We start from the raw sequence: 26,426 nt of genomic DNA on the forward strand, positions 1-26,426 counted from the left end.
CTCGACAGAATCTTGCCCATGCTCGCGCGCCTGCTGTTTTTCTTAGGTCTTTTCATGGCCTCCACCTCAGCGATGGCCATGACGATCTACAAGTCCACCGACGCCAATGGCGTGGTCTCCTACAGCGACCGCCCCACGACAGGCTCCAAGGTGTTCGTTTTTCGTGATCGCATGGTCGAGAATCTTGAGCGCCAGGTGTACGTCGTCATCACGAAGAAGAAGGGTGTGGACAGCGTCTACGTGCGCAATGACCTGTATGCGCCGGTAGAAATCGAGTTGAGCTTCGGCGGGCTGAAGAACGTCAGCGGTGCCCCGAGCCGACCGATTCGCCGGGTAATGCCGGCACGCAGCAGTATTCGTCTGGCGCTGCTCACGGCCACAAAAGCTGAGATGCCGCTCGCGTACACCCCCAAATTCGAATACTCCCTGGGCGACCCCTCAGGGGCCGCCATGGCCTATCGATACCCGCTGCCGTGGCGCGGTGGACCTTTTCGGCTGAGTCAGGGGGCCAATGGTCAATACAGCCACTTTGGTCCAAAGAACCGCTACGCCATGGACATCGCCATGCCCGAAGGCACGCCGATCATCGCGGCGCGAGGCGGTGTGGTGGTGAAAACCGAGAATGCCCAGACCGGGCGCGGCAACGATCCATCGGGCAATTTCGTGCGGATACTGCACGATGACGGGACGATGGGCGTGTACCTGCACCTTAAACAAGGTTCGGTGAGCGTTCGCGAGGGGCAACGGGTGTCGGTGGGGAGTCCACTGGCCTTGTCGGGCAATACCGGCAACAGCAGCGGGCCGCACCTGCATTTCGTGGTGCAGCGCAATACCGGGTTGGGGCTAGTGTCGATCCCGTACCAGTTCAATCAACCGGTGGGCAGCCTGCCGAACTTTGCGCTCGGCAAACAGTAGCGAAGGCTGCGAGAGCGAATTGTGGCGAGGGAGCTTGCTCCCGCTCGGCTGCGAAGCAGTCGTAAAACCAGCAAATGCGGTGTATCTGGAGAACCGCGGTGGCAGGATTCGGGGGCCGCTTCGCGACCCAGCGGGAGCAAGCTCCCTCGCCACAAAAGTCCCTGCCGACAGTTAATCCAGCATCAACACCTTGGCCAGAATGATCTTCGGCCCTTTCATCTTCTTGATGATGATCCGCAAGCCTTCGACTTCCAGCACTTCTTCCTCTTCCGGCACCCGTTTCAGGGTTTCGTAGACCAGCCCGGCGAGGGTTTCGGCTTCGATGTGGTCCAGATCGATGCCCAGCAGGCGCTCGACCTTGAACAGCGGCGTGTCGCCGCGCACCAGCAGCTTGCCCGGCTGGTACGCGAGGATCCCGCGCTCAGCCTTGCGGTGTTCGTCCTGAATGTCGCCGACCAGTACTTCCAGCACGTCTTCCATGGTCAGGTAGCCGATGATGTTGCCATCGGCTTCTTCGACCAGGGCGAAGTGCGAGCCACCTTTGCGGAACTGTTCCAGCAACTGCGACAGCGGCATATGGCGCGAAACCCGCTCCAGCGGCCGGGTCAGTTCGGCAAGGTTGAACGACTCGGGAATGTGGTCCAGGGCTGCCAGTTCCAGCAGCAAATCCTTGATGTGCAGCAGGCCGACGAACTCCTGGCGATCGCTGTCGTACACCGGATAACGGCTGAATTTGTGGCGACGGAACATCGCCAGGATTTCCTTCAGCGGCGCGTTGAACTCCAACGTCACCAGGTCCTCCCGGGAATTGGCCCAGTCGACCACTTCCAGCTCGCCCATCTCCACCGCCGAGGCCAAAACGCGCATGCCTTGGTCGCTCGGGTCCTGGCCACGGCTGGAGTGCAGGATCAGTTTCAGTTCTTCACGGCTGTAATGGTGCTCGTGATGAGGGCCGGGTTCACCCTGGCCGGCGATCCGCAGGATCGTGTTGGCGCTGGCGTTGAGCAGGTAAATGGCCGGGTACATGGCCCAGTAGAACAGGTACAGCGGCACGGCGGTCCAGAGCGACAGCAGTTCGGGTTTGCGGATGGCCCAGGATTTCGGGGCCAGTTCGCCGACCACGATGTGCAGGTACGAGATGACGAAGAACGCGGCGAAGAACGACACGCCTTTGATCACTTCGGCCGACTGCACGCCGACGGCTTCAAGGATCGGCTCGAGGATGTGCGCAAACGCCGGCTCACCGACCCAGCCAAGGCCCAGGGAGGCGAGGGTGATACCCAATTGGCAGGCCGACAGGTAAGCATCGAGCTGACTGTGAACGGTGCGCAGGATGTGTCCGCGCCAGCCGTTTTTATCAGCGATGGCTTCGACCCGGGTCGAGCGCAATTTGACCATGGCAAATTCCGCCGCAACGAAAAAACCGTTGAGCAAAACCAGGATCAGAGCAAAAAGAATCATGCCGAAATCGGCGAAGAGTGTCGCGAGGGTCAAGCCAGGGGAAGGGTCCATGATGGAGTTTTGCGGGTTCCGTGTATTCGAAAGGAAAGAAAAAAGTGCGCCTGAAGGGCAGGCACAAGTCAGCCAATGTAGCGGCTGACCGTGCGATTGCCTAGTGGCGCGTGCCGGCCGGTATCAGTCGGCGGCGCTGATGACCCGGGATTTGGTGACCTGGGCCGGCGCAAAATGGCAGGTAAAGGTGCTGCCATGGCCCGGCACACTGCTGATTTCCATCCGCGCACGGTGGCGCAGCAGCACGTGTTTGACGATCGCCAGTCCGAGCCCGGTGCCGCCGGTGTTGGAGTTGCGGCTGGAATCGACGCGGTAGAAGCGTTCGGTCAGGCGCGGCAAGTGTTTGCTGTCGATGCCGATGCCGGAATCCTGCACGCTCAAGTGTGCGCCTTGCTCATCGCCCCACCAGCGGATGCGGATATTGCCTTCGGCCGGTGTGTATTTCACCGCGTTGAACACCAGATTGGAAAACGCGCTGCGCAATTCGGCTTCGCTGCCTTTGAGCAGAATCGTCGGGTCGGCTTCCAGCGTGATTTTCTGATTGCGCTGGGCGGACAGTTGCTGAGCGTCGCCCTTGATCGATTGCAGCAAGCCGTCGATGGCCACCGGCTGGTTGTCCGACGGGTAATCGGTGGCTTCCAGTTTGGCCAACAGCAGCAAGTCGTTGAGCAGCGTCTGCATGCGTCCACCTTGCTGCTGCATCTGTTGCAGGGCACGGGACCAGCGCGGGTTCACGTCCTCGACGTTGTCGAGCAGGGTTTCCAGATAACCGCAGATCACCGTCAACGGCGTGCGCAATTCATGGGAGACGTTGGCGATGAAGTCTTTGCGCATCTGTTCCAGTTGATGGATACGCGTCACGTCGCGCACCAGCATCAAGTGTTCGTTGTTGCCGTAGCGGGTGATGTACAGCTGAATGCGCAGGCGATCATTGATCGGTGACGGAATTTCGAGCGGTTCGGCGTAGCTGTCCTGCTCGAAATACTCCTTGAAGCGCGGATGGCGCACCAGGTTGGTCACCGGCTGGCCGCTGTCTTGAGGAGTCTTGAGGCCGAGCAGGGTTTCGGCGGCGCGGTTCCACCATTCGAGGTTGCCGTCGCTGTCGAGCATGATCACCGCGTCTTTCAGCGCGGCGGTGGATTCCTGGACTCGGTCGATTACCGCTTGCAGACGCCCGCGCACACGTTGGTCGCGACGCTGCAGGTGGTAGATGCTGTCGAACACTTCGCCCCACAGGCCATAGCCATCGGGTGGTGCTTCATCGGGTTTGTGCAGGCGCAGCCATTCGTGCAGACGCAGCAGTTGCTTGAGCGTCCAGGCCAGGTAAAGGCCCAGGCCCGCGGCGAGGCTCCAGCCGTAGTAGCCGGTAATCAGGCCGATCACCAGGCAACCGGTTACCAGCAAAAGCATGTGGCGGATCAGGGTGCCATGCCAGTTTTGGTTCACTTGAACGCGCGTCCTTGTCAGCTTGTCGGGCGGGAAAGGTCCGGATCAGGCCTTGGTGGAGAACCGGTAGCCGGTTCCGCGCACGGTTTGTACCAGATTTTCGTAAGCATCGCCGAGGGCTTTGCGCAGGCGGCGGATGTGCACGTCGACGGTGCGCTCTTCAACATAAACGTTGCCGCCCCAGACCTGATCCAGCAACTGGCCACGGGTGTAGGCGCGTTCCTGGTGGGTCATGAAGAATTGCAGCAGGCGGTATTCGGTCGGGCCCATCTCGGCGGGTTTGCCGTCAATGGTCACACGGTGGCTGATCGGGTCCAGCAGCAGGCCGCCGACTTCGATCGGCGTCTCGCCATCGGTAGGGCCGGCACGGCGCAGCACGGCCTTCAGGCGCGCAACCAGCTCACGTGGGGAAAAAGGCTTGGTGATGTAGTCATCGGCACCGACTTCCAGGCCCTGGATCTTGTTGTCCTCTTCGCCCTTGGCGGTGAGCATGATGATCGGGATGTCCCCGGTCAGCTCATCGCGCTTGAGGCGTCGGGCCAGCTCGATGCCGGACGTGCCGGGCAGCATCCAGTCGAGCAGGATCAGGTCCGGCTTGCGGTCGACAATGATGGCGTGGGCCTGCTGCGAGTTCTCAGCCTCCAGGCAGTCATAGCCGGCCATTTCCAACGCAACGGCGATCATTTCGCGAATGGGCGCTTCGTCGTCGACGATCAGAATACTCCTGCCAACCATGCCTTTAATCCTCTTGTCATTTAACTGTCTTGCGCCGCATTAGATAACGGAATTATTGCAGTCGTGTGACAGTATTTTAGTCGCCCGGCGATTGTCATGATCCTGAACTAAGCTCTAATTCCGAATCCTGACAACCACAAAAGGAAGGTTTCCATGAAACACATTGCTCAAACCTGGAAGGCTCTGCTGGTCACGGCTGCGCTAACGCTGCCGGCTCTGGCCTTCGCCGCCGAGCCGGCGATGATGAAAGACGGGATGATGGTCGATCACAAAGGCATGACGGTGTACACATACGACAAGGACTCAGGCGGTAAGTCGATGTGCAACGGCGAGTGCGCTGAATACTGGCCGCCAATGATGGCGCCGGCGGGCGCCAAGGCCGAAGGCAAGTGGAGCACGATCAAGCGTGACGACGGGAAGATGCAGTGGGCCTATGACGGCAAGCCGCTTTACACGTTCATGAAGGACAAAAAACCTGGTGACATGGCAGGCGACAATATGAAGGAAGTCTGGCACATCATGCGCGAGCATAAATAAGCGATTCGTCTGCGCCGTAAAGAGTTCGCAGCCTGCGGTCGCTCCATCCCCCTGTCGGAGCTGGCGCAGGCTGCGATCTTTTCTAACGGTCAACGCAGCGCGTAATCCAGCACGATCCCGACAAAAATCGCCAACCCGGCCCAGTGGTTGTGCAGAAACGCCTTGAAGCAGCGCATCCCGTCCTTGCCACGGGTGTACCAGAACTCCCACGCAAAACAGCCCGCCGCCGCCAGCAATCCCAAGTGGAACCAGCCACCGAGCTCGAATTTCGACCCGGCCAGCAGCAGGCAACCCAGCGCCAGCCCTTGCAGCGTCAGGATGATCACCCGGTCCGCGTCGCCAAACAGAATCGCCGTGGATTTCACGCCGATCTTCAGGTCGTCGTCGCGGTCGGTCATCGCGTAATAAGTGTCGTAGCCCACCGTCCACAGCAGGTTGGCGATCCATAGCAACCACGCCGCTGCCGGCAGTTCACCGGTTTCGGCAGTGAACGCCATCGGCATGCCCCAGGAGAACGCCGCGCCCAGCACCACTTGCGGGTAATAGGTGTAGCGCTTCATGAACGGGTAAGTGAAGGCCAGGGCCAAACCGCCGAACGACAGCCAGACCGTTTTGGCATTGGTGCACAGCACCAGCAGGAAACTCACGCCCATCAGCAGCGCGAAGAACACCAGGGCTTCTTTGGAACTGATCTTGCCGCTCACCAATGGCCGTTGTTCGGTGCGTTTCACGTGGCCGTCGACCTTGCGGTCTGCCCAGTCATTGATCACGCAGCCGCCGGCGCGAGTGAGCACCACGCCAAGGACGAAAATCACGATATTGGCCAGTGACGGCGAACCTTTACCCGCAATCCACAGCGCCCATAGCGTCGGCCACAGCAGCAGATAAATGCCGATCGGTTTGTCCATGCGGGTCAGCTGAATGAAGTCCCAGGCCCGTGGATTCAAGCGATTCAGGGACTTGAGCAGGCTTTGGTACATCAGCAATTCTCCGGATGGGCGCGGGTGGCGTTCCACAGGGTCGGCAAGAAAATTTCGGCCACCAGCACGCTCAAGGCGCCGCGATCGAAACGCGAACGGCGGCCCCACAGCTCAGGTGCCCGGGACTCCATCGGCAGCCACTCCTGAGGATAGTGACAAACCTCGATAGCGCGGCGCTGGAACGCTTGATCGCAAAACAGCAATTCGCCCAGGGAGCGGCTGCCCAATTCGTCCATGTGCAGACCGTCGCCCTGCAACGCACTGCGCGCCGCCACGCTGCGCGCAAATACCCAGGCTTCGCCGTGGCCGCGCAGATACACCTCGCGAACCCAGCCCTCGCTGCCTTCGGCCAGGTCCAGCGCTGCACATTCGTCGGCGCGCAGCGGTTGCCAGCCTTCGAAAAGTGGCGTGACGCTGAAGCCATCATTCGACAAACGGATCAGCCGTCGGGTCAAAGAGCCTTCATCGAACAACCAGTCGAGGGTAGACGTGTCGGGGAGGGGCGTCAGTTGGCTTTGAGGGAGCCAAAGCGGGGTCACGGCGGGGGATTTTGAGTGCGGCACAGTGAGTCATTATTGGCAGCAAATGAGGCGGCGAGCTTACCATGTCAGCCTGCGATTTTGATTGATCCGGCCGGCCATTGCGTCGAACAGGCTTGCATCTGCCGGGCCCCATCAGTACAAAACGCTCTGAGCCGGACGGCAGCGCTCCAACCATCGACCGTTCGCGCCGGCAAAAGCCTGAATCTTGAGGATGTACGTGAATGAAAAAGTGGCAATGTGTGGTCTGCGGCCTGATCTACAACGAGGCCGACGGCTGGCCGGATGACGGCATTGCGCCGGGCACCCGCTGGGAAGACGTACCGGCAGACTGGCTGTGCCCGGACTGCGGCGTAGGCAAGCTGGATTTTGAAATGATCGAAATCGCCGCTTAAATAACTGAGGAGTAAGGAATGAACGCACCTGTCGTGATCGTCGGCACCGGGCTGGCTGGCTACAACCTGGCCCGGGAGTTTCGCAAACTCGATGGCGAAACCCCGCTGCTGCTGATTACTGCCGATGACGGACGCTCCTACTCCAAGCCGATGCTCTCCACCGGCTTCGGCAAAAACAAGGACGCCGACGGCCTGAGCATGGCCGAACCGGGCACCATGGCCGAGCAATTGAAGGCCGAAGTGCGTACCCATACGCGCATCAGCGGCATCGATCCGGGCCACAAGCGCTTGTGGATCGGCGAGGAAGCGGTGTTTTACCGTGACTTGATTCTGGCGTGGGGCGCGGAAACCGTGCGAGTGCCGATCGAAGGCGACGCGGCTGACGCCGTTTTCCCGATCAACGACCTGGAAGACTACGCACGCTTTCGCGCAGCGGCGGCCGGCAAACGTCGGGTGTTGTTGCTCGGCGCCGGCCTGATCGGCTGCGAGTTCGCCAACGACCTGATCCTTGGTGGCTATGAGGTGCAACTGGTTGCACCGTGCGAGCAGGTCATGCCGACCCTGTTGCACCCGGCGGCGGCCGCTGCGGTCCAGGCCGGGCTGGAAAGCCTGGGCGCACGCTTCCACCTCGGGCCGGTGCTCAATCGCTTGCAGCGCGTCGCTGACGGACTGGAAGCGCATCTGTCCGATGGCCAGGTGATCCCTTGCGATGTGGTGGTGTCGGCCATTGGTCTGCGTCCGCGCATCGACCTGGCGGCGGCGGCCGGTGTGCAGGTAAACCGCGGCGTGGTGGTCGATCGCCACCTGAAAACCTCCCACGCCAATATCTATGCCTTGGGCGACTGCGCCGAAGTCGATGGGCTGAATCTGTTGTACGTCATGCCCCTCATGAGCTGTGCGAGAGCGCTGGCTCAGACCCTCGCCGGAAACCCGACGGCGGTGAGTTATGGCCCGATGCCCATCACCGTTAAAACGCCAGTCTGCCCTTTGGTGGTTTCACCGCCACCACGGGGTTTGGAGGGGGTCTGGACCGTCGAAGGGCAGGGCGCGGACATCAAGGTATTGTGCCGCGATGCCAGCGGCAAACTGCTGGGATATGCCCTGACAGGCGCGGCGGTGATGGAAAAACTGGCCCTGAACAAAGAGCTTCCGGCACTGCTGGCGTAAATACCGGTCGTTCTGTCGGAATCACCCCTATTTTGCCCTTACAAAGGTCGCGCCGAGACTGGCGCGGCTCTTCGCTGCGTGCCATCCTCACTCCCGTCTGCCGCAGAGTAGAGCACCTGCGGCGCTTTGGGCGCTGTTCCAACGAGAACAGCACGGACATAACAACAAAAAACCGTCAAAGGGGCTTCACTAATGCGTAAACCAGAACTCGCCGCTGCAATTGCTGAAAAAGCAGACCTCACCAAAGAGCAGGCCAACCGCGTTCTCAACGCCGTTCTCGAAGAAATCACCGGCGCTCTGCACCGCAAGGATAGCGTCACGCTGGTGGGCTTCGGTACCTTCCTGCAACGCCATCGCGGTGCCCGCACCGGCAAAAACCCGCAAACCGGTGAGCCCGTCAAAATCAAGGCCAGCAACACTGTTGCGTTCAAGCCAGGCAAGTCGTTGAAAGACAGCGTTAATCCGTAACACCTACCGACTTCCCGCGTAGCGGGTGAGCGGGATAAAAAATGGGCACGCCAACTTGGTTGGGTGCCCATTTTTTTGTGGGGCGAGGGTAATGCCAATCAGTCAAGCCAAGACGCGATCCGTGTAATTGGATGGACTCGCCCAAGCCGAGGCGTCAATGCGCCACGGTGGCAGTCTAAGCAGCCAACGACAGCGAGGGCGAGTCCATGAAAAATCATAGTTCGATTGATCAATCCCTGTCTTCTTCCGATTTGTCGGTCTGCACAACCTTGGCGGTCGATCTGGCCAAGCAGGTCTTTCAGGTCGCCGGTGAAGATGTCCTCGGCCAAGTGCGCTACGAGCAGCGGATCAAGTCGCGTGAGGCGTTTTATGAGTTTCTCCAACAGTTGCCACCTCATGTCGTGGTTTTGATGGAGACCGGTCCGGGTGCTCAAGCCTGGGCCCGGCAGCTGCAAGACCAAGGCAATCCGGTGCGGATTCTTCCAGCCGGTTTGGTGGCTACACATCGCAGCGGACCTAAAAATGATCGTAACGATGCGCTGGCGATTCTGCGGGCTGATCGCGATGAAAAAATCTGCGCAGTACCGGTCAAAAGCGTTGCAGCGCTGGCAATGCAGGCGTTGCATCGCACCCGTCAGGGCTATGTGCGTCGACGCACGGCAGTCAGTAATCAGATGCGCGGCCTGCTGCTCGAACACGGCGTGGCCCTGGCGCAGGGCGATGTTGCAATCAGCCAGAAAATTCCGCGGGTACTGGAAGATGCTACCCAGCCGGTGCCGGGGCTGCTGCGTGAACTGATCGACGAACTGTTGGCCGAGTGGCGCCATTTGGGCGAGCGCATCAGCGTGCTGACGGGACGCCTGGAAGTGGCCGCCAACGCCGACATGACGGCGAAGCGACTGATGACGGTGCGCGGCATCGGCCCAGTCACTGCCACTGCACTGGTGGCCAAGGAAACCAAGCCTGAACGATTTCCCAATGCCCGCAAGTTTGCCGCGTACTTTGGCATGGTGCCTGACCAGCACAGCAGCGGGAACACGGTCCGGCTGGGGGACATGACCAAGCGAGGTGATGTTTATTTACGCAGCCTGATGATCCAGGGAGCCCATGCGGTGCTGCAACAACTACGACCTGATTCCCAGCAACCCGATGACCGTCGCTTGTTGCGCTGGATGAGCCGGCTGGGCCGTAAGGAGGCGGCGATCAGGCTAGCCAACCGCAACCTGCGAATCGTCTGGGTGCTTTTACAGAATGACCAGACTTATCGTCGCCACGCGGGTGATGGCCAGCAAGCGACGATGAGCCACTGAGCGACAGAGTTCTGCCACCGAGGTACTAACTGTCCGACCCTTTGCTGAAAAAAAATTGACCCCAGGTAAGACCGGCGTGGATTGATGCCTAAGCTGCTACTGGCCTTCGAGGCCTGACTGTAATCGGCATACCACGAGCTTTTCCAATTTTGGCCAGAGGCCGAAGACGGCTTCCACGAATAGGCCTGATACATAGATGCAACGGGGCGACGGTTTTTCAGAAGCGGGTAGACAGTGGGGGCGAGTCCATACATAGCAGCTGGCGAAGCCTGCGTTCGGCTGCGCAGCAGTCGTAAAATCAGAAAATGTGATGCGTCAGGCTCACCGTACACTCAGGGTTTACGACTGCTTGGCAAGTATTGCTGCCATTTCCGGCTCATCCAGATGATCCAGCATTCGCTCCACCAATAAATGCACGCCGTCAGCCATGCGGCTGAGCGCCAAGGCTACGGAGCGGCGGGAACCGTCCACATCGTCGGCGAGGTTCGCGGCGATGGCGCTGATGGACAGCAAATCTTCCGAGGCATTGGCGAGAAGGGTTTCAGGGTTGATGCCCGGGCAGACGCTGAAGAGCTGGCCGTTGCGTTTTGGTGGTTTGGGGTCGGCTGGCGGGAAGTGATGGTCGAGGGCGCGCTCTGCGGCTTCGTTGAGTTTTTTTGAATCGGGTTCGTAGGGGGAGACCGGATCGGTGTCCGGCGGATTAGGTGTCACTTTGAACATGTCTTAGCTCTCTCTGGAGTGAGGCTGCAACCAGTTCGCGACTAAACGAGGGAGGCAGCTGTGCACAGGTTAGTCGACCGACGAGCTAAGAAATCGGCGCACCCAAGAGTGCCCTGCGCACAGCCACCATAAGTACAGGGATGGGATACCTGACTGATTGGAACTATGCGACTTAGCAACGACGGGCGACTAAACCCGACCACTGATGGGCAGTGGCAGGGAAACGATAGAGGCCAAGGCTAAGGCGCACAAGCCGGCGGATTCTGGCGTAGCCGTAGGCAACGGCGCAAGGTGTTGTAGCTTGCAGGAAGTAACCTTGAGGCGTTTTAAACAAGTGCTGTTGAGCGGTGCTACTGGAAATGTTGGCAGGAAACGATATTCGACAACCATTCGGCTTAACGGAAGCGTCCTACGCTAAATATCGATTCGTCTGACTGCGCCAAATGGTAGATCCACGCAAAGTCCCGTGCCTTCAAATAGACACAGGGACATGTGGATGCTCAGCGATGCCAAGCAGGTCGTTTTCAAACTCGACATTGAAGGTTTCCCCCACGACCTTCAGGTACTCGAATTCCGAGCCAAGGAAAGGCTCAACCAACCGTACGAAGTCAAACTCGAACTGGTCAGCGAACGCCCCGATCTGGACCTCGAGTCTCTGCTGCATCGCCCGGCTTTTCTGCGCTTCGGTCCTGACAACTCCGGCATTCACGGGCAGGTCTATCGAATCGCCCAAGGTGATTCAGGCAAACGCCTGACCCGCTATCAGATGACCCTGGTGCCCCAGCTCGCCTACCTCACCCATTGCCACAATCAGCGTATTTTTCAGCACCTGAGCGTGCCGCAGATCATTGCAAAAGTACTGAAGGACCAGGGAATACAGCCCGATGCCTGGCGCTTCCAACTCAGCGCCGAGTACCGGCCACGGCTCTATTGTGTGCAGTACGAGGCGGACCTGCATTTCCTGCAAAGGTTGTGCGAGGAAGAAGGTCTGCACTTTCATTTCGAGCACAGCCCCGACGGGCATGTGCTGGTGTTCGGCGACGATCAAACCAGCTTCTCGAAACCCGCCCAGTCAACCGCGTACAGACCAGGCAGTGGCATGGTCGCCGAAGCGCCGGTGATCGACCGTTTCAAGCTACGACTGGAAACCCGGCCGACCCACGTCAGCCGTCGGGATTACGACTTCGAGAACCCGCGTCTGGAACTGGAAAGCGAGGCCAAAAACCCGCTGCTGCCGCACCTTGAGGACTATGGTTTCCCAGGTCAGTTCACCCATCGTGAGCACGGTAAACATCTGGCCAATCGGGCACTGGAACGCCACCGCGCCGATTACCGGCAAGCCAACGGGCGCAGTGATCAGAGCGCCATGCGCTGCGGCCATTTCGTCGACATGTCAGAACACCCCCGCGCTGACTGGAATGGTCTGTGGCTTCTGACTGAAGTCGAACATCTTGGCCTGCAACCCCAAGTGCTTGAGGAGTCGATCACCGATGCCAGACCGCAGGACGGTTTCAGTCAGGGCTACCGTAACCACTTCGTCGCGACACCTTGGGACGTCCTGTTCAGACCGGCTCTTGAACACGCCAAGCCGCGAATAACGGGCAACCAGCATGCCATCGTCACAGGTCCGCCCAGCGAAGAGATTTACTGCGACGAATACGGTCGGGTAAAGGTTCAACTGCCGTGGGACCGAGAGGGTCAGCACAACGAACAATCGAGCTGCTGGCTTCGGGTCGCTACCGGTTGGGCCCATGACCGTTATGGCAGCGTGCTGATACCCCGGGTCGGCATGGAAGTGCTGGTGGGGTTCACCGATGGCGACCCTGACAAACCTTTTATCCTCAACTGTCTGCCAAACGCCTCAACCCCGGTGCCACTCGATTTGCCTGTCGAGCACACCCGCAGCATTTTCCGCAGCCAGAGCAGTCCCGGTGGCGGCGGTTACAACGAATTGCGCATCGAGGACAGGAAAGGCGCAGAGGAAATTGCCCTGCGCGCTCAGCGTGATTTCGTCCAGCTCGTCCTCAATGACGAACGCATTCAAGTCGACAACCAGCGCACCGTGATCATCGGTGGCACCGCCAGCCACGACCTGCGCAGTGAAGAACATCACCTGACCCACGGCAACCGCCTGACGGAACTCAAGCAGGACGATCATCTGTTGGTTCACGGCGACCGCCACGTCCGAACCACCAATCACCTGCTCAATGCCACCCAGCAAATTCACCTGAGCGCCGGGCAGCAAGTCGTCATCGATGGCGGAGCGCGCCTGGCAGTCCAGGCTGGAGGCCACTGGCTGACACTGGGGCCGGAAGGCATTTTCAGCAGCGTGGCGATTGTAGTGGGCGGTGCTCCGGCCGCGGGCCTACCAGCCGAGCCACTGATGCCGGGCGCCTTGCCCCTGCTGAAAGTGACGTTCGATGCGGTCCAGCAACGACATGCGCTGATTTCAACCCGCGCCTCGCGCTGCCTGATTTGCGAGGCCGCCCAAGCATGAACCTCTCGAACTCTCTGCCTGAAGACCTGCCCTGGAGCGAGCAACAGGCTTTCCTGTTGCTGGACGGCGCGACCTTGAGCGATTTGCCTGAACGCTTGAAAACACTCTGTCCGGGCGCAAACACTATTGCGTTGTATGACTGTGCGCCGTTCACCGCGCTGCGGGATATATCACCGCTGTTGGTGGCCGTTGAACAACCTGACGATCCACTCGTTCAGTTTTATCTGGAGCACGCATACGAGGAATCGAGCGTGCTGTTGTTCAGCCCGGACTCGGCGCACGCCGTCGCTCAGCACTTGCGCAAACTGCTGACGGTTGAGTTGCCAGAGGGGTTGCCGGTCTTGCTGCGACTGGCAGACGCCGCCGTGGCGCGAATCCTGTTCGGTAGCGGCGACCAGCGATTGTTTGGGCCTCTGTCCTGCGTTGTAACCGCGGACGGTGTCGAGGTTAATTGGCAACAGCACCAACCCCGGCTGGCCGAGTGCCCTGAATTGCTAACTCCCTATCGCCTGAGCGCTGAACAAAATTCGGCGCTGGACCACGCTGATCGGCGCCGCGTACTGCTCGAACTCGACGCTCATCTGCTCAGGCACTTCCCCGAACGCCATGGCAGCGAAACCGTGGCCGAACGCTGGCCAATGCTCGAGCAACTGGAGGCTGGGGCCCGCACGCTGGGTTTGAGCAGCCAGTCCGAATTATTTTATTACGCCAACGTCATGGCCTCGCTGGATGGCTCATCGCTCGATCAGCACCCGCACATCAACCGATTGCTGCATACGCCGTCGCTGCAATCCCCCGGTGAGCGCGTTGCGCTGGCCGCTGACCTCGCCCACCAGTGGGCCAGCCAACGAGGCCACCCATGACTTCACCTGCCAACCTCGCCGCAGCGGCGGCATCCAAATCCCCCATCGGCTCTCTGGGTGCCTGTCCTTTGCGGCAAACCCACGTGCAGCTGCTGCCCTTGCGTTACGGGCTGGTGGAAAAGCCCGTCGACCCGAGCGCCGAACTGAAGCTGCCGTACGCCCTGACGACCCGCCCTCTGGGCATTCGCATGCTGCGCGATGGCTGGTTGTACGTCATCGACAGCGTCACCGGCCACTTGCACGAATATCAGGTACTCAACGGACTGGTCAGCGCCTTGCTGCACAAGGGCGCCAAGGTCGACAGCGATCAGCGCACGCCCATCGAAGAGCGTCCGGCACTGGTGTTTTCAAGACGCAGCACCCTGCATGTGACCTTCGCCGAAGTGCAGTGGACGGCGGCCAAATGCATGCAAGTGCTCGACAGCCGCGAGGAACGCGAACACTTCATGCAGGCCATCGACCTCGGTCCGGTGCATTGCCAAACCGGTGGCGAACACCTACTGACGGTCGCGCAAACCAAGCAGTGGCTGGCGGAGATTGCCACCGTTCCAGCCCAGCAGGCACTCGTCGCAAAAGACCGCGAAGAGCAGGAAACCGAGTCGCCACCGGACGCCATTCTGTTGCCATCGGTGCATGTCAGCGATGCCCCCGCGCACGAACGTGAACCCTATCTGTGGGAGCAGCCGCGGCGTTTTCGCGAGGCGCATATCGGCGAGTTTCTCGGGCGGGTCCGCCCGGCTTATCAGGACGACACGCTGTTCCTCGTGGTGCAGGACGACCTCGGCGTGCTGCGTGATCTGGCCGAGTATCAAGACACCGTGGTCGGCTGGGTCGACGACTGGAGCAATGCCGATCACAACGAACGCGATTACCTGTTGGCCTGTTATATCGAGTCCCTGAGCCTGCTCAGTCCGGCGGATATCGGCAACCTGGCCGACGCCATCGACAACCCGGCGGTCAAGGCCCTGTTCGCTGATCTGGAACAGTTGCCCGAACCGGATCGGGAACACACTCGCAACGCTTTGCTCGACTACCTGAACAAGGGCGGCAAGGTCGAGCCGCTGGACACCCCCGTGCCCCCGGAACTGGAGCAATTGCGCAAAGAAGCCCATGCCGAAGCGTTCAAATTCGCCAAGTACCAGGGCGCCACACCCGATTTCACCGCCCATAGCCGCGCCAGTGACGAGGCAGACCGCCGTTACTACGCTCGCCAACATTTCAAGGTCGCCCCCGACGATTTCGTCGAACATCACCTCGATACCTTGATAAAACTCGGCCAAGAGCAAAACAAACGCATCATCGATGTGCTCGAAGGCTCCAGTTTCACGGGCAAACGCGGGGTCAACGATTTCATCGACCGGCCGGCCATGGACGCTGCGCTGTTTCAGCACCGCGACGACCTTGGCCGCTGGAACCGATTGCTCGAGCGCATTACCGCTGACCGCACGATGCTGGTGGGTACTGGTCGCTTCCATCGCTCGGCCTGGTATTACGACGCGCAGGATCAACAGCAACTCCACCAGGCCTTCACCGCCGAATACGCCTGCCTCAAGGACATCTGCCGCAGTGATCACGCAAGCAAAGAAATGCTGGGCTATCTGGAAAAACACCCGGAACTGACCCGGCCATTGTTCTACACCTTGCCCCTGCGCCTCCAGCCGGAACGGGCCGCGCAATACGCCACGTTGTTCAATGCCGGCATGGGGGTGTTCAACAACCTGCCGCACTGGCTGGGCGAGTTGCAGAAAATCGAACAAGCGCACTTGCCGGCCCTCGACGACTTGCCCGAACACACCCGCGCTGTCGCGGATGCGGCGCAGCACAGCCTCAGCCCGGCGCTGAACCTGGGGCTGAGCCGAGCGCTGGAGGGGTTCGACCTGGCCGGAGAGAAAATCCCCGACCTCGACGAACTGTTCCGGCGCCTGCCCAAGGCCTTGTCGGGGCGGATCCTCGATGCGGCAAAAACCACCGGCGTGACCTTTACTGTCGCCAGCCCGGCAGAGCACGCGGCGCTGCAAACCAACCTCAAGGAAATGCTCAGGGAACGCGATTACCTGAAAACCCTGACCCGTGAACGCAACCAGCTCACCCACAACAAAAACCGCCAGGGGCACAAGACGCCACGGGCATTGGAATTGCAGGGCGAGATCGTGCGGGTACGCGGGCAGTTGACGCAGCTCGAAGGCCGGTTGGCCGGGGCGCTGAGTCCGATTGCGGAACTGCCGGATCAGTCGGTTCGGCTGTACGGCGCGACACCGGCTCGGGCGGGGGTGACGGTGGTGTTTCCGCCGGCGCAGCAGTTGGAGGTGCGGAGTTTGTTGAAGAATATTCGGTTGGGGGTTAGCTCGGTGCCGAATGGGAGTTTGATTAGAAGCGAGGGGATGGGGTTGTTGGTGTTTTTGGTGCAGGGGGTGAATTTGGTAGGGGTAGCTAGGGAAACGTTTAGCCAGTCACGGGATACGCGTAAGTTGGCGCCGTTGATCAACTCGGTCCTTTCTACGGGTGCAGCTGGATTCACGGCTGCACAGAGTCTGGCTGATACGGCCTTGAAGGCGCGTAGCGCAGAACTCGTCGCGGGACTTCAACATCATGCTTTGCAGAATATGCATGTGCAGATGGGCAAGATGCATGTTGGACTAGGCATCTTCACCTACGGTTTTGGTTTTGCGTCTTCAATGGTTAGTCTCAATACCCATCAGCAGAATTGGCAACAGGCGATACGTAGCGGGGCTCATTTGGCACAGGGTAGTGCAGCGCTTGCCACATTGGGTGCAGGTGGAATGACAGCCGCTAACGCCTATGGCCTGAATCATACCGTCCGTTCTACTTTTAAAGTATTGACGGCACGGAGTGCCGCTGCACGAACGGCGGCCTGGGCCGCGGCGGGTACACGTCTATCCACGGTGTTCTTCCGGTTCAACCTGGCCGGGGCCTTGTTCACCGTATTGGAACTAGGCGGAACCTGGCTGTACAACCGCTACAACATCAGTGCCCATGACAAATGGCTGAAAACCACACCCTGGAGCTTGGACACCAATCATCGCGGCGATCATACCCTGGATGAATATCAGCGCTATCTGGGCTATTTGCTGAACGCTCCGTACACGCAACTTGGCCCGAACGAGCATGACTCGTGGTTGAAAAACTTCCTGCTAAAAGCCAAGCCCAGCGACATTCACTTGGTGCTGCCAAGGCTCAAACTCAATGATTTCCAGCCACCATTGAGTGGGCAACCGGCTCATCGCCTGGGGATTGGCGCCCACCGTCTTTCCGTTCCCCTCCACAGTCGTGGTGTGTCGCGCGAGCGCAAGGATGTCATCAGTGAGGAAGTCGCAAACAGCCTGCGCATCGTACAAACAGGACCCGACTGGCTGATGTTATGCCTGCAATATCCAGTGGATCCCGACACCGAATTCACCCCGGCTTCCGAAACACTGGAACTGGCCGTCTGCATACAGACCTTGAACGCCAAGGGGGTGTGGGAGTCGCTGACTGACGTTATTCACCTCAACCCGCGCGGTAAGGGCCATTTCCCTGCGTTGCCCCGTCAATCCGTTACCGGGCATCCACCGCTGTTGCTGGTTGAAACCCATCTGCTAGAGCTGGCCGACCATGCCCACCAAGATTGATATGCCTATGCCTTCGCCGCACCTTGAGCAATCCCTCAAAGCCGGTGATGTCGAACCGTTTCCAAGTGGGAGAATCACCTATCTCGCGCCGTTGCCACTGCCGACACCGCTGCCGCCGCATGGCCCTCATATCGGGGAATTAAATGAGGTTTTTATGGACTTCGGATTGGGATCGCCGCAGATATTTTCATGGCAAGTCATATTGGGTGGACCATTCAGTGTTGCCTTCATGATCACGTTCCTAATCCCGCCAGCAATTGGCTGCATGGGCCTTATGTTCGGATATGACTTCGCATACACATGGGAATTTGTCATTGATTTATTCTTCGCCATCTATGGATATGCCTTAGTTACCGGATTTTCCATGCTGGCCATCGGCCTCGGCGCCTGGCGCCACAACCATAAAAAACGCCTCCACATCATCCCCACCCGCTTCAACCGCCAGCGCCGCGAAGTCTGCTTCATGCCCGAAGACTCCACCGAGCCTGTCTTCGTCCCTTGGGAATCCCTTTCGGCCTGGGTCATCGAAGCCCAAGGCGCCACCCAATACGGCATCCACCGCCAGTACGGCATGGGGATCGGCTTCCAGCACGGCGAGACCCTCACCAGCGTCGAGTTCCCCTGCTTCGGTCTTTCCCTGGCCATCAGCCACTGGGAGGCCATCCGCGGTTACATGGAATACGAAGTCCACGACCTCAAATCCATTCAGGACCCGCAAGACCTGCAAGGTCCCGACGACCCGCCCCACGAAGGCCTGCACACCTTCCACAACGCCCGTGCACGCATGCACCAGCAAATCCGTGGCGGCCAACGTGGTCTAGTGTCCGGCTTCTTCTGGTACCTGTACCACGTGATGACGTTGTGGACGATTCCCAACCGCCTGACCGAATGGGAAATCCGCCGCCTCCAGAAACTGGCCCCGCAGGCCATGCCCGAAGTCATGCGCCAATGGTCCGAGTCTTTGCCAAAGGAACAATGGGCCAAACCGAGCGAAGAACTGCTGCGCCTGAGCGAACAGGTCCGCGCCCTGCACAAACGCCAGCCGCGACGCCCAATCACCGAGATTTTTGCCGAGGTTCAACGTTTGAATCCGACGGACAAACGCCGCGCATGAGCTGTTACAGCCGTAAAACCCTGCTCGACTATCAAGAAAAACACCCGGAACTGATCCGGAGTGACAAAGCGACTCATCGTCTTGGGATCGGCGCCCATCGCATTGCCATTCCTCTCCACAGTCGCGGCGCACCTCGAGAACGCAAGGACATCATCAGTGAGGAAGTCGCAAACAGCCTGCGCATCGTACAAACAGGACCCGATCGGCTGGTGTTATGCCTGCAATATCCCGTGGATCCTGACAGCGTATTTACCCCGGCTTCCGAAACACTGGAGCTGGCCGTCTGCATACAGACCTTGAACGCCAAGGGGGTGTGGGAATCGTTGACTGACGTTATTCACCTCAACCCGCGCGGTAAGGGCCATTTCCCTTCGTTGCCCCGTCAATCCGTTACCGAGCATCCACCGTTGTTGCTGGTTGAAACCCATCTGCTGGAGCTGGCCGACCATGCCCATCAAGAATGATGTACCTCTGCCTGCCCCGCACCTCAGACAATCCCGAAAAGCCGGCGATGTCGAACCGTTTCCCAGTGGGAGAATTACCTATCTCGCGCCGCTGCCATTGCCGACACCGCTGCCGCCGCATGGCCCTCATATCGGGGAATTAAATGAGGTGTTCATGGACTTCGGATTAGGATCGCCGCAGGTGTTTTCATGGCAGGTCATATTAGGCGGGCCATTTAGCGGAGCCTGTATGTTCATTTTCCTTTTGCCTCTCTTTAGTTTTTGTTTTGGTCTCGTTCTGGGATACGAATGGCTTTATTCATGGGAGTTTGCGGTTGATCTTTTTTTTGCTGCTTCAGAACTCGGACTTTTAACCGCTTTTTTTTCCTTACTCATCGGCCTCGGCGTCTGGCACCACAACCACAAAAAACGCCTCAAAATCATTCCCACCCGCTTCAACCGCCAACGCCGCGAAGTCTGCTTCATGCCCGAAGACGCCACCGAACCGCTCTTCGTCCCCTGGGAATCCTTATCCGCCTGGGTCATCGAAGCTCAAGGCGCCACCCAGTACGGCATCCACCGCCAATACGGCATGGGCATCGGCTTCCAGCACGGCGAGACCCTGACCAGCGTCGAGTTCCCCTGTTTCGGACTGCACATCGCCATCAGCCACTGGGAAGCGATACGCGGTTACATGGAATACGAAGTCAACGACCTCAAATCAATCCAGGACCCGCTAGACCTGCAAGGCCCGAACGACGCGCCCCACGAAGGCCTGCACTCCTTTCACAACGCCCGTGCACGCATGCACCAGCAAATCCGCGACGGTCAACGTGGGCGAGTGTCCGGCATCTTCTGGTACCTGTACCACGTGATGACGCTGTGGACGATTCCCAACCACCTGACCGAATGGGAAGTCCGCCGCCTCCAGAAAATGGCCCCGCAGGCCTTACCCGAAGTGATGCGCCAATGGTCCGAGCAGTTGCCAAAGGAACAATGGGCCAAGCCGAGCGAAGAACTGCTGCGCCTGAGCGCACAGGTCCGCGCCTTGCACAAACGTCAGCCGCGACGCCCGATTACCGAGATTTTTGCCGAGGTGCAGCGTTTAAATCCGACCGACAAACGTCGCGCATGAGTTGTAGATACGTGCTTGAAGCCCCGGTTTTCAGTGGTAACTCCCGGATCAGTCGGTGCGCGTTTACGGCGTAACGCAGGCGCGGTGGAGGCGGTGTGTCCACCCGCGCAGCAGGAAGTGAGGAGTTTGCTGAATATTCGTTGGTGGTTACGAAATCTTGTTTCGACGAAAGAAGTAGGCGTAGCCATTAATACGTTAAGAGAGGGCCTTCGTACTGTTGCTCGAAATGTCTTCATTACTGTTTGCGCAAGCGGTTTGGTGGAGCGGAAAGACGCCGCTTTGAATCACCGGTGTAGCGAGAACCGGTTCCAACCACCATTTGCCCGCCTTCACGCACAAAATCACTTACCTCTTTTTGCCTTTTTTAGCTCGTCCTTAAGCTGAGAGAGAAAAAATCGCGACGTCTGACCCATGGCCTGGCCCGAGCAGGTCGTCAAAATGCCGTGCACGCTAACAAGGCATCCAAAGTATTGATGTAGGAGGGATCTTGAATCCCGGCATGAAATTTCCGCGATACCGAAAGTTCCAATTTGGAACTTTGGTTTTAATTATAAAATGCCATCATTGTGATGGCACTTTTCTTATTACCTGTTGTCACTCGCCGTTTTATTCACTGGTATCGGTAACATTTCGGAATGCTCCTACATTCATCATTTTGTATTTTTGGCATGATTCGCGTCCGCCTCAGGGAGCGAATCGGCAATGAATACGGCGTTTATTAAGGTGGAAGAGTCGGATGGCTCTATCTCAACGGTTTCCGGCCAGTGGGTCGAGCAATGTGTAATTAAACCCATCTCAGGGATTCCCTTGCTACATATAGGGACATCTCCTACGAGATAAAAACACGCTTCGTCTTATTGTTTAATCAGATGCTTGCTAGTGGCCATCATTGTGATTACGATGCGCCCACTTGAAAGAGCACGAACTCAATTGGATGAGACTCATCGCAGCTCTTTGATACTGTCCTCGCCCCCTGAAATCTTCATTGGGCGTATGACCGTAATCCTAAATAAAGGCCATGGATGTCCTACTCAAGCAAACTTTCGGCTCATTATCTCGAACTCGCAAAAGCCTCTGTTTCCAAAGAGAATTTCGCGGGCGAGGATGTTCGCTTTTCGAGCGAATATGAGGCGCTGGAAAGCGAGCTGGGCAAAGCCCAATCCATGCACGAAAGCGGTCAGATCGACTGGCTGAAAATCCGCGAAAACAGCGAAAGCCTCCTGCGCACCCAGTCCAAGGATTTGCGGGTTGGCGCCTGGCTGACCTGGGCGCTGTACCAGCGCGAATCCTTTCAGGGGCTGCTGGCCGGCCTCGGTTTGCTGCACTACCTGTGCGAAAGCCACTGGGCCGAAGTCCACCCGACCAAGGCCCGCACCCGCTCCGCTGCCATCAGTTGGCTGGTACCGCGTCTTGAGCAGGTGCTGACCGAAAACGTCGCAATCAAAGAGCAGTTGCCGATGTTTCGGCGGCTGGTCGAGCACCTTGAAGGTCTCGATGCCGCTTGCACCGGGCACTTGGGCGACGATGCGCCATTGCTGCTGCCGATCTCCCGCCGCCTGAAGAACATGGTCCAGCGTGCCGCCGACAATCAGCCGGAACCTGGCGTCGTCGGCGCGGCGGTGGCTCAGGTCAAACAAGCCGCCACGCAACTGTTCACCCCCGGCGCACCGATCGACAACGAAAAAGAAGCCCATAAAGCCCTGCGCGCCCAGCAGGAAAGCGCGCGGCCGCTGTGTGCCTGGTGGCTCAAGCAGAAAGCCACCGACCTTCGCGCCTTGCGCCTCAATCGCACACTGTTGTGGTTGCCCATTGACGCGGTGCCCGAGCGCAACACCGAGCAGATCACCGTTCTGCGCGGATTGCCAGCCGACAAGCTCAAGGCCTATCAGGACCGTTACGACCAGGCCAAATACGCCGATCTGCTGGTGGAACTGGAGGCGAGCCTGGCGAAGGCGCCGTTCTGGTTCGATGGCCAGCGAATGGTTTGGGAGTGCCTCCAGGGGCTCAACGCCGAGATGGCTATGCGCGAAGTGGAAATCCACTTCGCGCTTTTGATTCAGCGCCTGCCCGGCATCATCGAATTGCGTTTCCATGACGGCGCCCCGTTTGCCGATCCGGCCACCCGGGCCTGGGTCAGTGCCCATGTCATGCCGCACCTGCAAAGCGCCAGTGCGCCGCGCAAGGTCGAAGTCGCCGACAGCCAGCCGGCCTGGGAAGTGGCCCTGGAAGAAGTCTTGCCAATCCTGCGCAAGGACGGCCTCAAGACCGCCGTGCAGATCCTCAAGCAAGGCCTGCAAAGCGCCCAGGGCGGACGCGTCCGATTCTTCTGGCAGTTCGCCCTCGCGCGGCTGTGCTTCATGGCCAAGAAATACGAACTGGCCAAGACCCAACTCGAAACCCTCGACCAAACATTACAGGACTCAGGCCTGAACGCCTGGGAGCCCGATCTTGCGCTGGAAGTGCTGCATTTACTGCATAGCTGCTGCGAGTTGTTGCCGCAGAACCATGCCGTACGTGAACGCAAGGAAGAGATTTATCGCAGGCTGTGCCACCTCGATCTCGAAGTGGTACTCGAATAGGCCCCAGGGCCACAACCGCAAGGAGAATAGCCATGGCCAAAGAAGGCTCGGTAGCCCCCAAGGAACGCATCAACGTCACTTTCAAACCTGCCACCGGTGGTGCACAGGAAGAGATTGAACTGCCGTTGAAACTACTGGCAATCGGTGACTACACCCACCGCAAGGACGAACGCAAAGTCGAAGATCGCAAGCCGATCAGCATCGACAAGACGACTTTCGACGAAGTGCTGGCCAAGCAAGAGTTGACCCTGACGCTGAACGTGCCGAACCGTCTTCAGGAAGAGGGCAGTACTGAAGAGCTCGGCGTGCAACTGCGCGTCAACTCGATGAAGGACTTCAACCCGGCCAGCCTGGTCGAGCAAGTGCCTGAGCTGAAAAAACTGATGGAACTGCGCGACGCGCTGGTGGCCCTCAAAGGCCCGCTGGGTAACGCGCCTGCGTTCCGCAAAGCCATCGAAGGCGTTCTCGCCGACGACGAATCCCGCGGTCGCGTACTGGGTGAGCTGGGCTTGAACGCCGCAGCCCAGGACGCCCCCCAGAACGTCTGAGCCACCATCAGTCAAGGAAGCCAACAATGAGCACTAGCGCAGCACAGCAAAAGAGCAAAGAGAACGGCGAATACAGCATTCTCGACAGCATCATCGCCGAAACCCGCCTGACGCCGGACGACGAAGCCTACGACATCGCCAAGCGCGGTGTGTCGGCCTTCATCGAAGAGCTGCTCAAGCCGCAAAACAACGGTGAGCCGGTCAAGAAAGCCATGGTTGACCGCATGATCGCCGAGATCGATGCCAAGCTCAGCCGCCAGATGGACGAGATTCTGCACCACCCGTCTTTCCAGTCCCTGGAATCGTCGTGGCGTGGTCTGCAGTTGCTGGTCGATCGCACCAATTTCCGCGAAAACATCAAGATTGAAATCCTCAACGTCTCCAAAGAAGACCTGCTGGACGATTTCGACGATTCGCCGGAAGTGATGCAGTCGGGTCTGTACAAGCACATCTACACCGCTGAATACGGTCAGTTCGGTGGTCAGCCGGTTGGCGCGATCATCGCCAACTACTTCATGTCCCCAAGCTCGCCAGACGTGAAACTGATGCAGTACGTGTCCAGCGTTGCCTGCATGTCCCACGCGCCGTTCATTGCCGCGGCCGGCCCGAAATTCTTCGGCCTGGAAAGCTTCACCGGCCTGCCGGACCTGAAGGATCTGAAAGATCACTTCGAAGGCCCGCAATTCGCCAAATGGCAGAGCTTCCGTCAGTCGGAAGACTCCCGTTACGTTGGCCTGACCGTGCCGCGTTTCCTGCTGCGTAACCCGTACGACCCGGAAGAAAACCCGGTCAAATCGTTCGTGTACAAAGAAACCGTCGCCAACAGCCACGAGCACTACCTGTGGGGCAACACCGCCTACGCGTTCGGCACCAAGCTGACCGACAGCTTCGCCAAATTCCGCTGGTGCCCGAACATTATCGGCCCGCAGAGCGGTGGCGCGGTTGAAGACCTGCCGTTGCACCATTTCGAAAGCATGGGCGAAATCGAAACCAAGATTCCTACCGAGGTTCTGGTTAGCGACCGTCGTGAATACGAACTGGCCGAGGAGGGCTTCATCTCCCTGACCATGCGCAAAGGCTCCGACAACGCGGCGTTCTTCTCCGCAAGCTCGGTGCAGAAGCCGAAGTTCTTCGGCATCAGCGCAGAAGGCAAGGCCGCAGAGCTGAACTACAAGCTCGGCACCCAACTGCCGTACATGATGATCGTCAACCGCCTGGCTCACTACTTGAAAGTGCTGCAGCGCGAGCAACTCGGTTCGTGGAAAGAACGTACCGACCTCGAGCTGGAACTCAACAAGTGGATCCGCCAGTACGTGGCCGACCAGGAAAACCCAAGTGCCGAAGTACGTGGCCGTCGTCCACTGCGCGCTGCCCAGATCATCGTCAGCGATGTTGAAGGCGAGCCTGGCTGGTACCGCGTCAGCCTGAACGTGCGCCCGCACTTCAAGTACATGGGGGCCGATTTCACCCTGTCGCTGGTTGGCAAGCTGGACAAAGAGTAAGCGGAGCCTAACTCATGACTGGATACGGCAGCCTTTTCGAACGCCTGGGTGGCGACGCGGACAAACGCGTCGGCTGGAGCCGCGAGGTCTCCGCCATGGCGTCCGTGGCTGCCCATCTGGCCAAGATGCTCAGCACCCGTGCGGGCAGCGTGCAAACGCTGTCCGATTACGGGCTACCCGATCTCAATGACATGCGTCTGAGCCTGCACGACTCCCTGAGTCAGGCCCGTCTGGCCATCGAAAATTTCATCGAAGCCTACGAGCCACGCCTGAGCAATGTGCGTGTCATTTCCCTGCCGCGTGACCACGATCAGCTTCGCCTGTCCTTCAGCATCGAAGGCTTGCTGGAAGTTGATGGTTTCAAGCGCCAGGTCAGTTTCGCCGCGCGCCTGGATGGCAGCGGTCAAGTGAAGGTCAACTAAGGAGACTCCGATGTCCGGCAAACCCGCAGCCCGCGTATCCGACCCCACCGCTTGCCCGCTCCCCGGCCACGGCACCAACCCGATTGTCGCCGGTTCCGGCGACGTATTTTTCGACGGCCTCCCGGCCGCCCGCCAAGGCGATGCCTCGGCGTGTGGTGGTGCGATGTCGGGCGGGTTGGCCACGACCGTTTTGATCAACGGCAAACCGGCGGCAACGGTGGATTCCGTCGGGACCCATGGCAACAAGGTGACGGCGGGTTCCGGGACCGTGATTATCGGGAATTCGCATTCGGCGGCGTCGTTCTCCGGGATTGTCGCGACCGCGCTGGGTGCTGTGGTCGCGGCACTGATTCCAGAAGCCAGCGCTGATGAAAAGAAACTCGATTACCGGCTGAAACTGAAGTCCGGCGGCAATTCGGTTCTGACGCCGCTGGAGGTCCCGGATTACGATGAAATCAAAAGCGGTGCCACGAAAAACCGTGAGCTGATCGACTTCCTCATCGACAACCGCAAGGCCGCTGCCGACACCGTGAAGCTGGAAGTGCTGGACGGCGAAAAGTTGATCTACGCCGAAACCAATACCGCAGCGTTCCTGCCGACTGGTGAGCACTCATGGCAGTGGGATGGCTACGACACGGCGGGCATTCTCGATACCCGTGTTCTGAAAAGCCCGAACCTGAAGGTGCGATTGACCGCGACTCAGGGCGGCGAACAACAGGTCACGGATCTGACGCTTGAGTGCTCCGCGCAAAAAGTGAAGTGGGTTGATGTTCGGGTTGATCGGAATGCGAAGACGGTAGATGTCGTGTTGCGGCCCAAGTTTTCCGATGGCGGTTCGACAGGTTCCGTAACGGGAGCACCGCATACGCCATATGCAACCTTGGAAGGCTTTGCCAAAGAAGGTATCGAGCGTTACTGGTCGCGCGATGGCAGTCGAGGGCAGGGCATTTCAAGCGGTATCACAACTAGC

Annotated in this window: 22 protein-coding genes and 1 pseudogene; 17 read left to right on the plus strand and 6 right to left on the minus strand. The window is 59.1% G+C overall.

The window, feature by feature from the left end:
* Positions 1–18 precede the first annotated feature (18 nt).
* A complete protein-coding gene (locus tag ABH912_RS20905) occupies positions 19–915 on the plus strand; it encodes a peptidoglycan DD-metalloendopeptidase family protein (protein WP_033059289.1) in 897 nt (298 codons plus the stop codon).
* 171 nt (positions 916–1,086) lie between these two features.
* On the opposite strand, the gene ABH912_RS20910 is transcribed toward ABH912_RS20905, so the two are convergent.
* The 3 genes from ABH912_RS20910 to phoB all read right to left on the minus strand — a co-directional run bounded on the left by ABH912_RS20910 (position 1,087) and on the right by phoB (position 4,608).
* Positions 1,087–2,427, minus strand: coding sequence for a hemolysin family protein (locus ABH912_RS20910; protein ID WP_033059291.1), 1,341 nt, complete (start codon positions 2,425–2,427; stop codon positions 1,087–1,089).
* A 123-nt stretch (positions 2,428–2,550) separates the two neighbouring features.
* Entirely contained in the window at positions 2,551–3,837 is a 1,287-nt protein-coding gene (gene phoR / locus ABH912_RS20915; RefSeq protein ID WP_231670556.1) for a phosphate regulon sensor histidine kinase PhoR, read from the minus strand.
* 81 nt (positions 3,838–3,918) lie between these two features.
* Positions 3,919–4,608 (minus strand): phosphate regulon transcriptional regulator PhoB, encoded by a 690-nt coding sequence (phoB, locus tag ABH912_RS20920; RefSeq protein WP_008150066.1) that lies wholly within the window; start codon positions 4,606–4,608, stop codon positions 3,919–3,921.
* 153 nt (positions 4,609–4,761) lie between these two features.
* Here phoB and ABH912_RS20925 point away from each other — a divergent pair, with 153 nt between their 5' ends.
* On the plus strand, positions 4,762–5,145 hold the full coding sequence (locus ABH912_RS20925) for a COG4315 family predicted lipoprotein (protein WP_429511546.1): 384 nt from the start codon (positions 4,762–4,764) through the stop codon (positions 5,143–5,145).
* 89 nt (positions 5,146–5,234) lie between these two features.
* Here the strand turns inward: ABH912_RS20925 and ubiA are convergent, their stop codons facing one another.
* Positions 5,235–6,125 (minus strand): 4-hydroxybenzoate octaprenyltransferase, encoded by an 891-nt coding sequence (ubiA, locus tag ABH912_RS20930; protein WP_429511547.1) that lies wholly within the window; start codon positions 6,123–6,125, stop codon positions 5,235–5,237.
* Entirely contained in the window at positions 6,125–6,688 is a 564-nt protein-coding gene (locus ABH912_RS20935) for a chorismate--pyruvate lyase family protein (RefSeq protein ID WP_033059297.1), read from the minus strand. Before ABH912_RS20935 ends, ubiA begins: the two co-directional genes overlap by 1 nt.
* A gap of 200 nt (positions 6,689–6,888) precedes the next feature.
* Between ABH912_RS20935 and ABH912_RS20940 the strand changes: the two genes are divergently transcribed.
* From ABH912_RS20940 to ABH912_RS20955, 4 genes are all read left to right on the plus strand, one after another.
* Positions 6,889–7,059: a rubredoxin gene (locus ABH912_RS20940; RefSeq protein WP_033059298.1), complete on the plus strand. Its 171-nt coding sequence runs from the start codon at positions 6,889–6,891 to the stop codon at positions 7,057–7,059.
* An 18-nt stretch (positions 7,060–7,077) separates the two neighbouring features.
* A complete protein-coding gene (locus ABH912_RS20945; RefSeq protein ID WP_046045007.1) occupies positions 7,078–8,226 on the plus strand; it encodes an NAD(P)/FAD-dependent oxidoreductase in 1,149 nt (382 codons plus the stop codon).
* Positions 8,227–8,418: 192 nt separating this feature from the next.
* Positions 8,419–8,694: an HU family DNA-binding protein gene (locus ABH912_RS20950; protein WP_003213368.1), complete on the plus strand. Its 276-nt coding sequence runs from the start codon at positions 8,419–8,421 to the stop codon at positions 8,692–8,694.
* Between the two features lie 251 nt (positions 8,695–8,945).
* Positions 8,946–10,004 (plus strand): IS110 family transposase, encoded by a 1,059-nt coding sequence (locus ABH912_RS20955; RefSeq protein ID WP_080932109.1) that lies wholly within the window; start codon positions 8,946–8,948, stop codon positions 10,002–10,004.
* Between the two features lie 339 nt (positions 10,005–10,343).
* On the opposite strand, the gene ABH912_RS20960 is transcribed toward ABH912_RS20955, so the two are convergent.
* On the minus strand, positions 10,344–10,724 hold the full coding sequence (locus ABH912_RS20960) for a DUF6124 family protein (protein ID WP_429511548.1): 381 nt from the start codon (positions 10,722–10,724) through the stop codon (positions 10,344–10,346).
* Between the two features lie 496 nt (positions 10,725–11,220).
* Here ABH912_RS20960 and ABH912_RS20965 point away from each other — a divergent pair, with 496 nt between their 5' ends.
* From ABH912_RS20965 to ABH912_RS21015, 11 genes and pseudogenes are all read left to right on the plus strand, one after another.
* The gene (locus ABH912_RS20965; RefSeq protein ID WP_429511549.1) at positions 11,221–13,221 is read left to right on the plus strand and encodes a type VI secretion system tip protein VgrG; all 2,001 of its coding nucleotides are present in this window, start codon (positions 11,221–11,223) and stop codon (positions 13,219–13,221) included.
* Positions 13,218–14,084: a DUF4123 domain-containing protein gene (locus ABH912_RS20970; protein WP_429511550.1), complete on the plus strand. Its 867-nt coding sequence runs from the start codon at positions 13,218–13,220 to the stop codon at positions 14,082–14,084. The genes ABH912_RS20965 and ABH912_RS20970 overlap by 4 nt, the downstream gene beginning before the upstream one ends.
* Positions 14,081–17,713, plus strand: coding sequence for a toxin VasX (locus ABH912_RS20975; RefSeq protein ID WP_429511551.1), 3,633 nt, complete (start codon positions 14,081–14,083; stop codon positions 17,711–17,713). Before ABH912_RS20970 ends, ABH912_RS20975 begins: the two co-directional genes overlap by 4 nt.
* Positions 17,714–18,077: 364 nt before the next feature.
* A complete protein-coding gene (locus ABH912_RS20980; RefSeq protein ID WP_429511552.1) occupies positions 18,078–18,827 on the plus strand; it encodes a hypothetical protein in 750 nt (249 codons plus the stop codon).
* A complete protein-coding gene (locus ABH912_RS20985; RefSeq protein WP_429511553.1) occupies positions 18,824–19,291 on the plus strand; it encodes a hypothetical protein in 468 nt (155 codons plus the stop codon). The genes ABH912_RS20980 and ABH912_RS20985 overlap by 4 nt, the downstream gene beginning before the upstream one ends.
* Positions 19,275–20,405: a hypothetical protein gene (locus ABH912_RS20990; RefSeq protein WP_429511554.1), complete on the plus strand. Its 1,131-nt coding sequence runs from the start codon at positions 19,275–19,277 to the stop codon at positions 20,403–20,405. The genes ABH912_RS20985 and ABH912_RS20990 overlap by 17 nt, the downstream gene beginning before the upstream one ends.
* Before the next feature lie 1,022 nt (positions 20,406–21,427).
* The gene (tssA, locus tag ABH912_RS20995; RefSeq protein WP_033059302.1) at positions 21,428–22,984 is read left to right on the plus strand and encodes a type VI secretion system protein TssA; all 1,557 of its coding nucleotides are present in this window, start codon (positions 21,428–21,430) and stop codon (positions 22,982–22,984) included.
* A 32-nt stretch (positions 22,985–23,016) separates the two neighbouring features.
* Entirely contained in the window at positions 23,017–23,532 is a 516-nt protein-coding gene (gene tssB / locus ABH912_RS21000) for a type VI secretion system contractile sheath small subunit (RefSeq protein ID WP_033059303.1), read from the plus strand.
* 26 nt (positions 23,533–23,558) lie between these two features.
* Positions 23,559–25,034 carry a type VI secretion system contractile sheath large subunit gene (gene tssC / locus ABH912_RS21005; RefSeq protein WP_033059305.1) on the plus strand — a complete coding sequence of 492 codons (1,476 nt, stop codon included), beginning with the start codon at positions 23,559–23,561 and terminating at the stop codon, positions 25,032–25,034.
* Between the two features lie 14 nt (positions 25,035–25,048).
* Entirely contained in the window at positions 25,049–25,456 is a 408-nt protein-coding gene (gene tssE / locus ABH912_RS21010) for a type VI secretion system baseplate subunit TssE (RefSeq protein ID WP_008150080.1), read from the plus strand.
* 10 nt (positions 25,457–25,466) lie between these two features.
* Positions 25,467–25,755 (plus strand): annotated as a pseudogene (locus ABH912_RS21015) (PAAR domain-containing protein); the annotation flags it as partial.
* Between the last annotated feature and the right edge of the window lie 671 nt (positions 25,756–26,426).

Source organism: Pseudomonas sp. BT76 TE3572, from assembly GCF_050435365.1.
Classification (GTDB): Bacteria; Pseudomonadota; Gammaproteobacteria; order Pseudomonadales; family Pseudomonadaceae; genus Aquipseudomonas; species Aquipseudomonas fluorescens_W.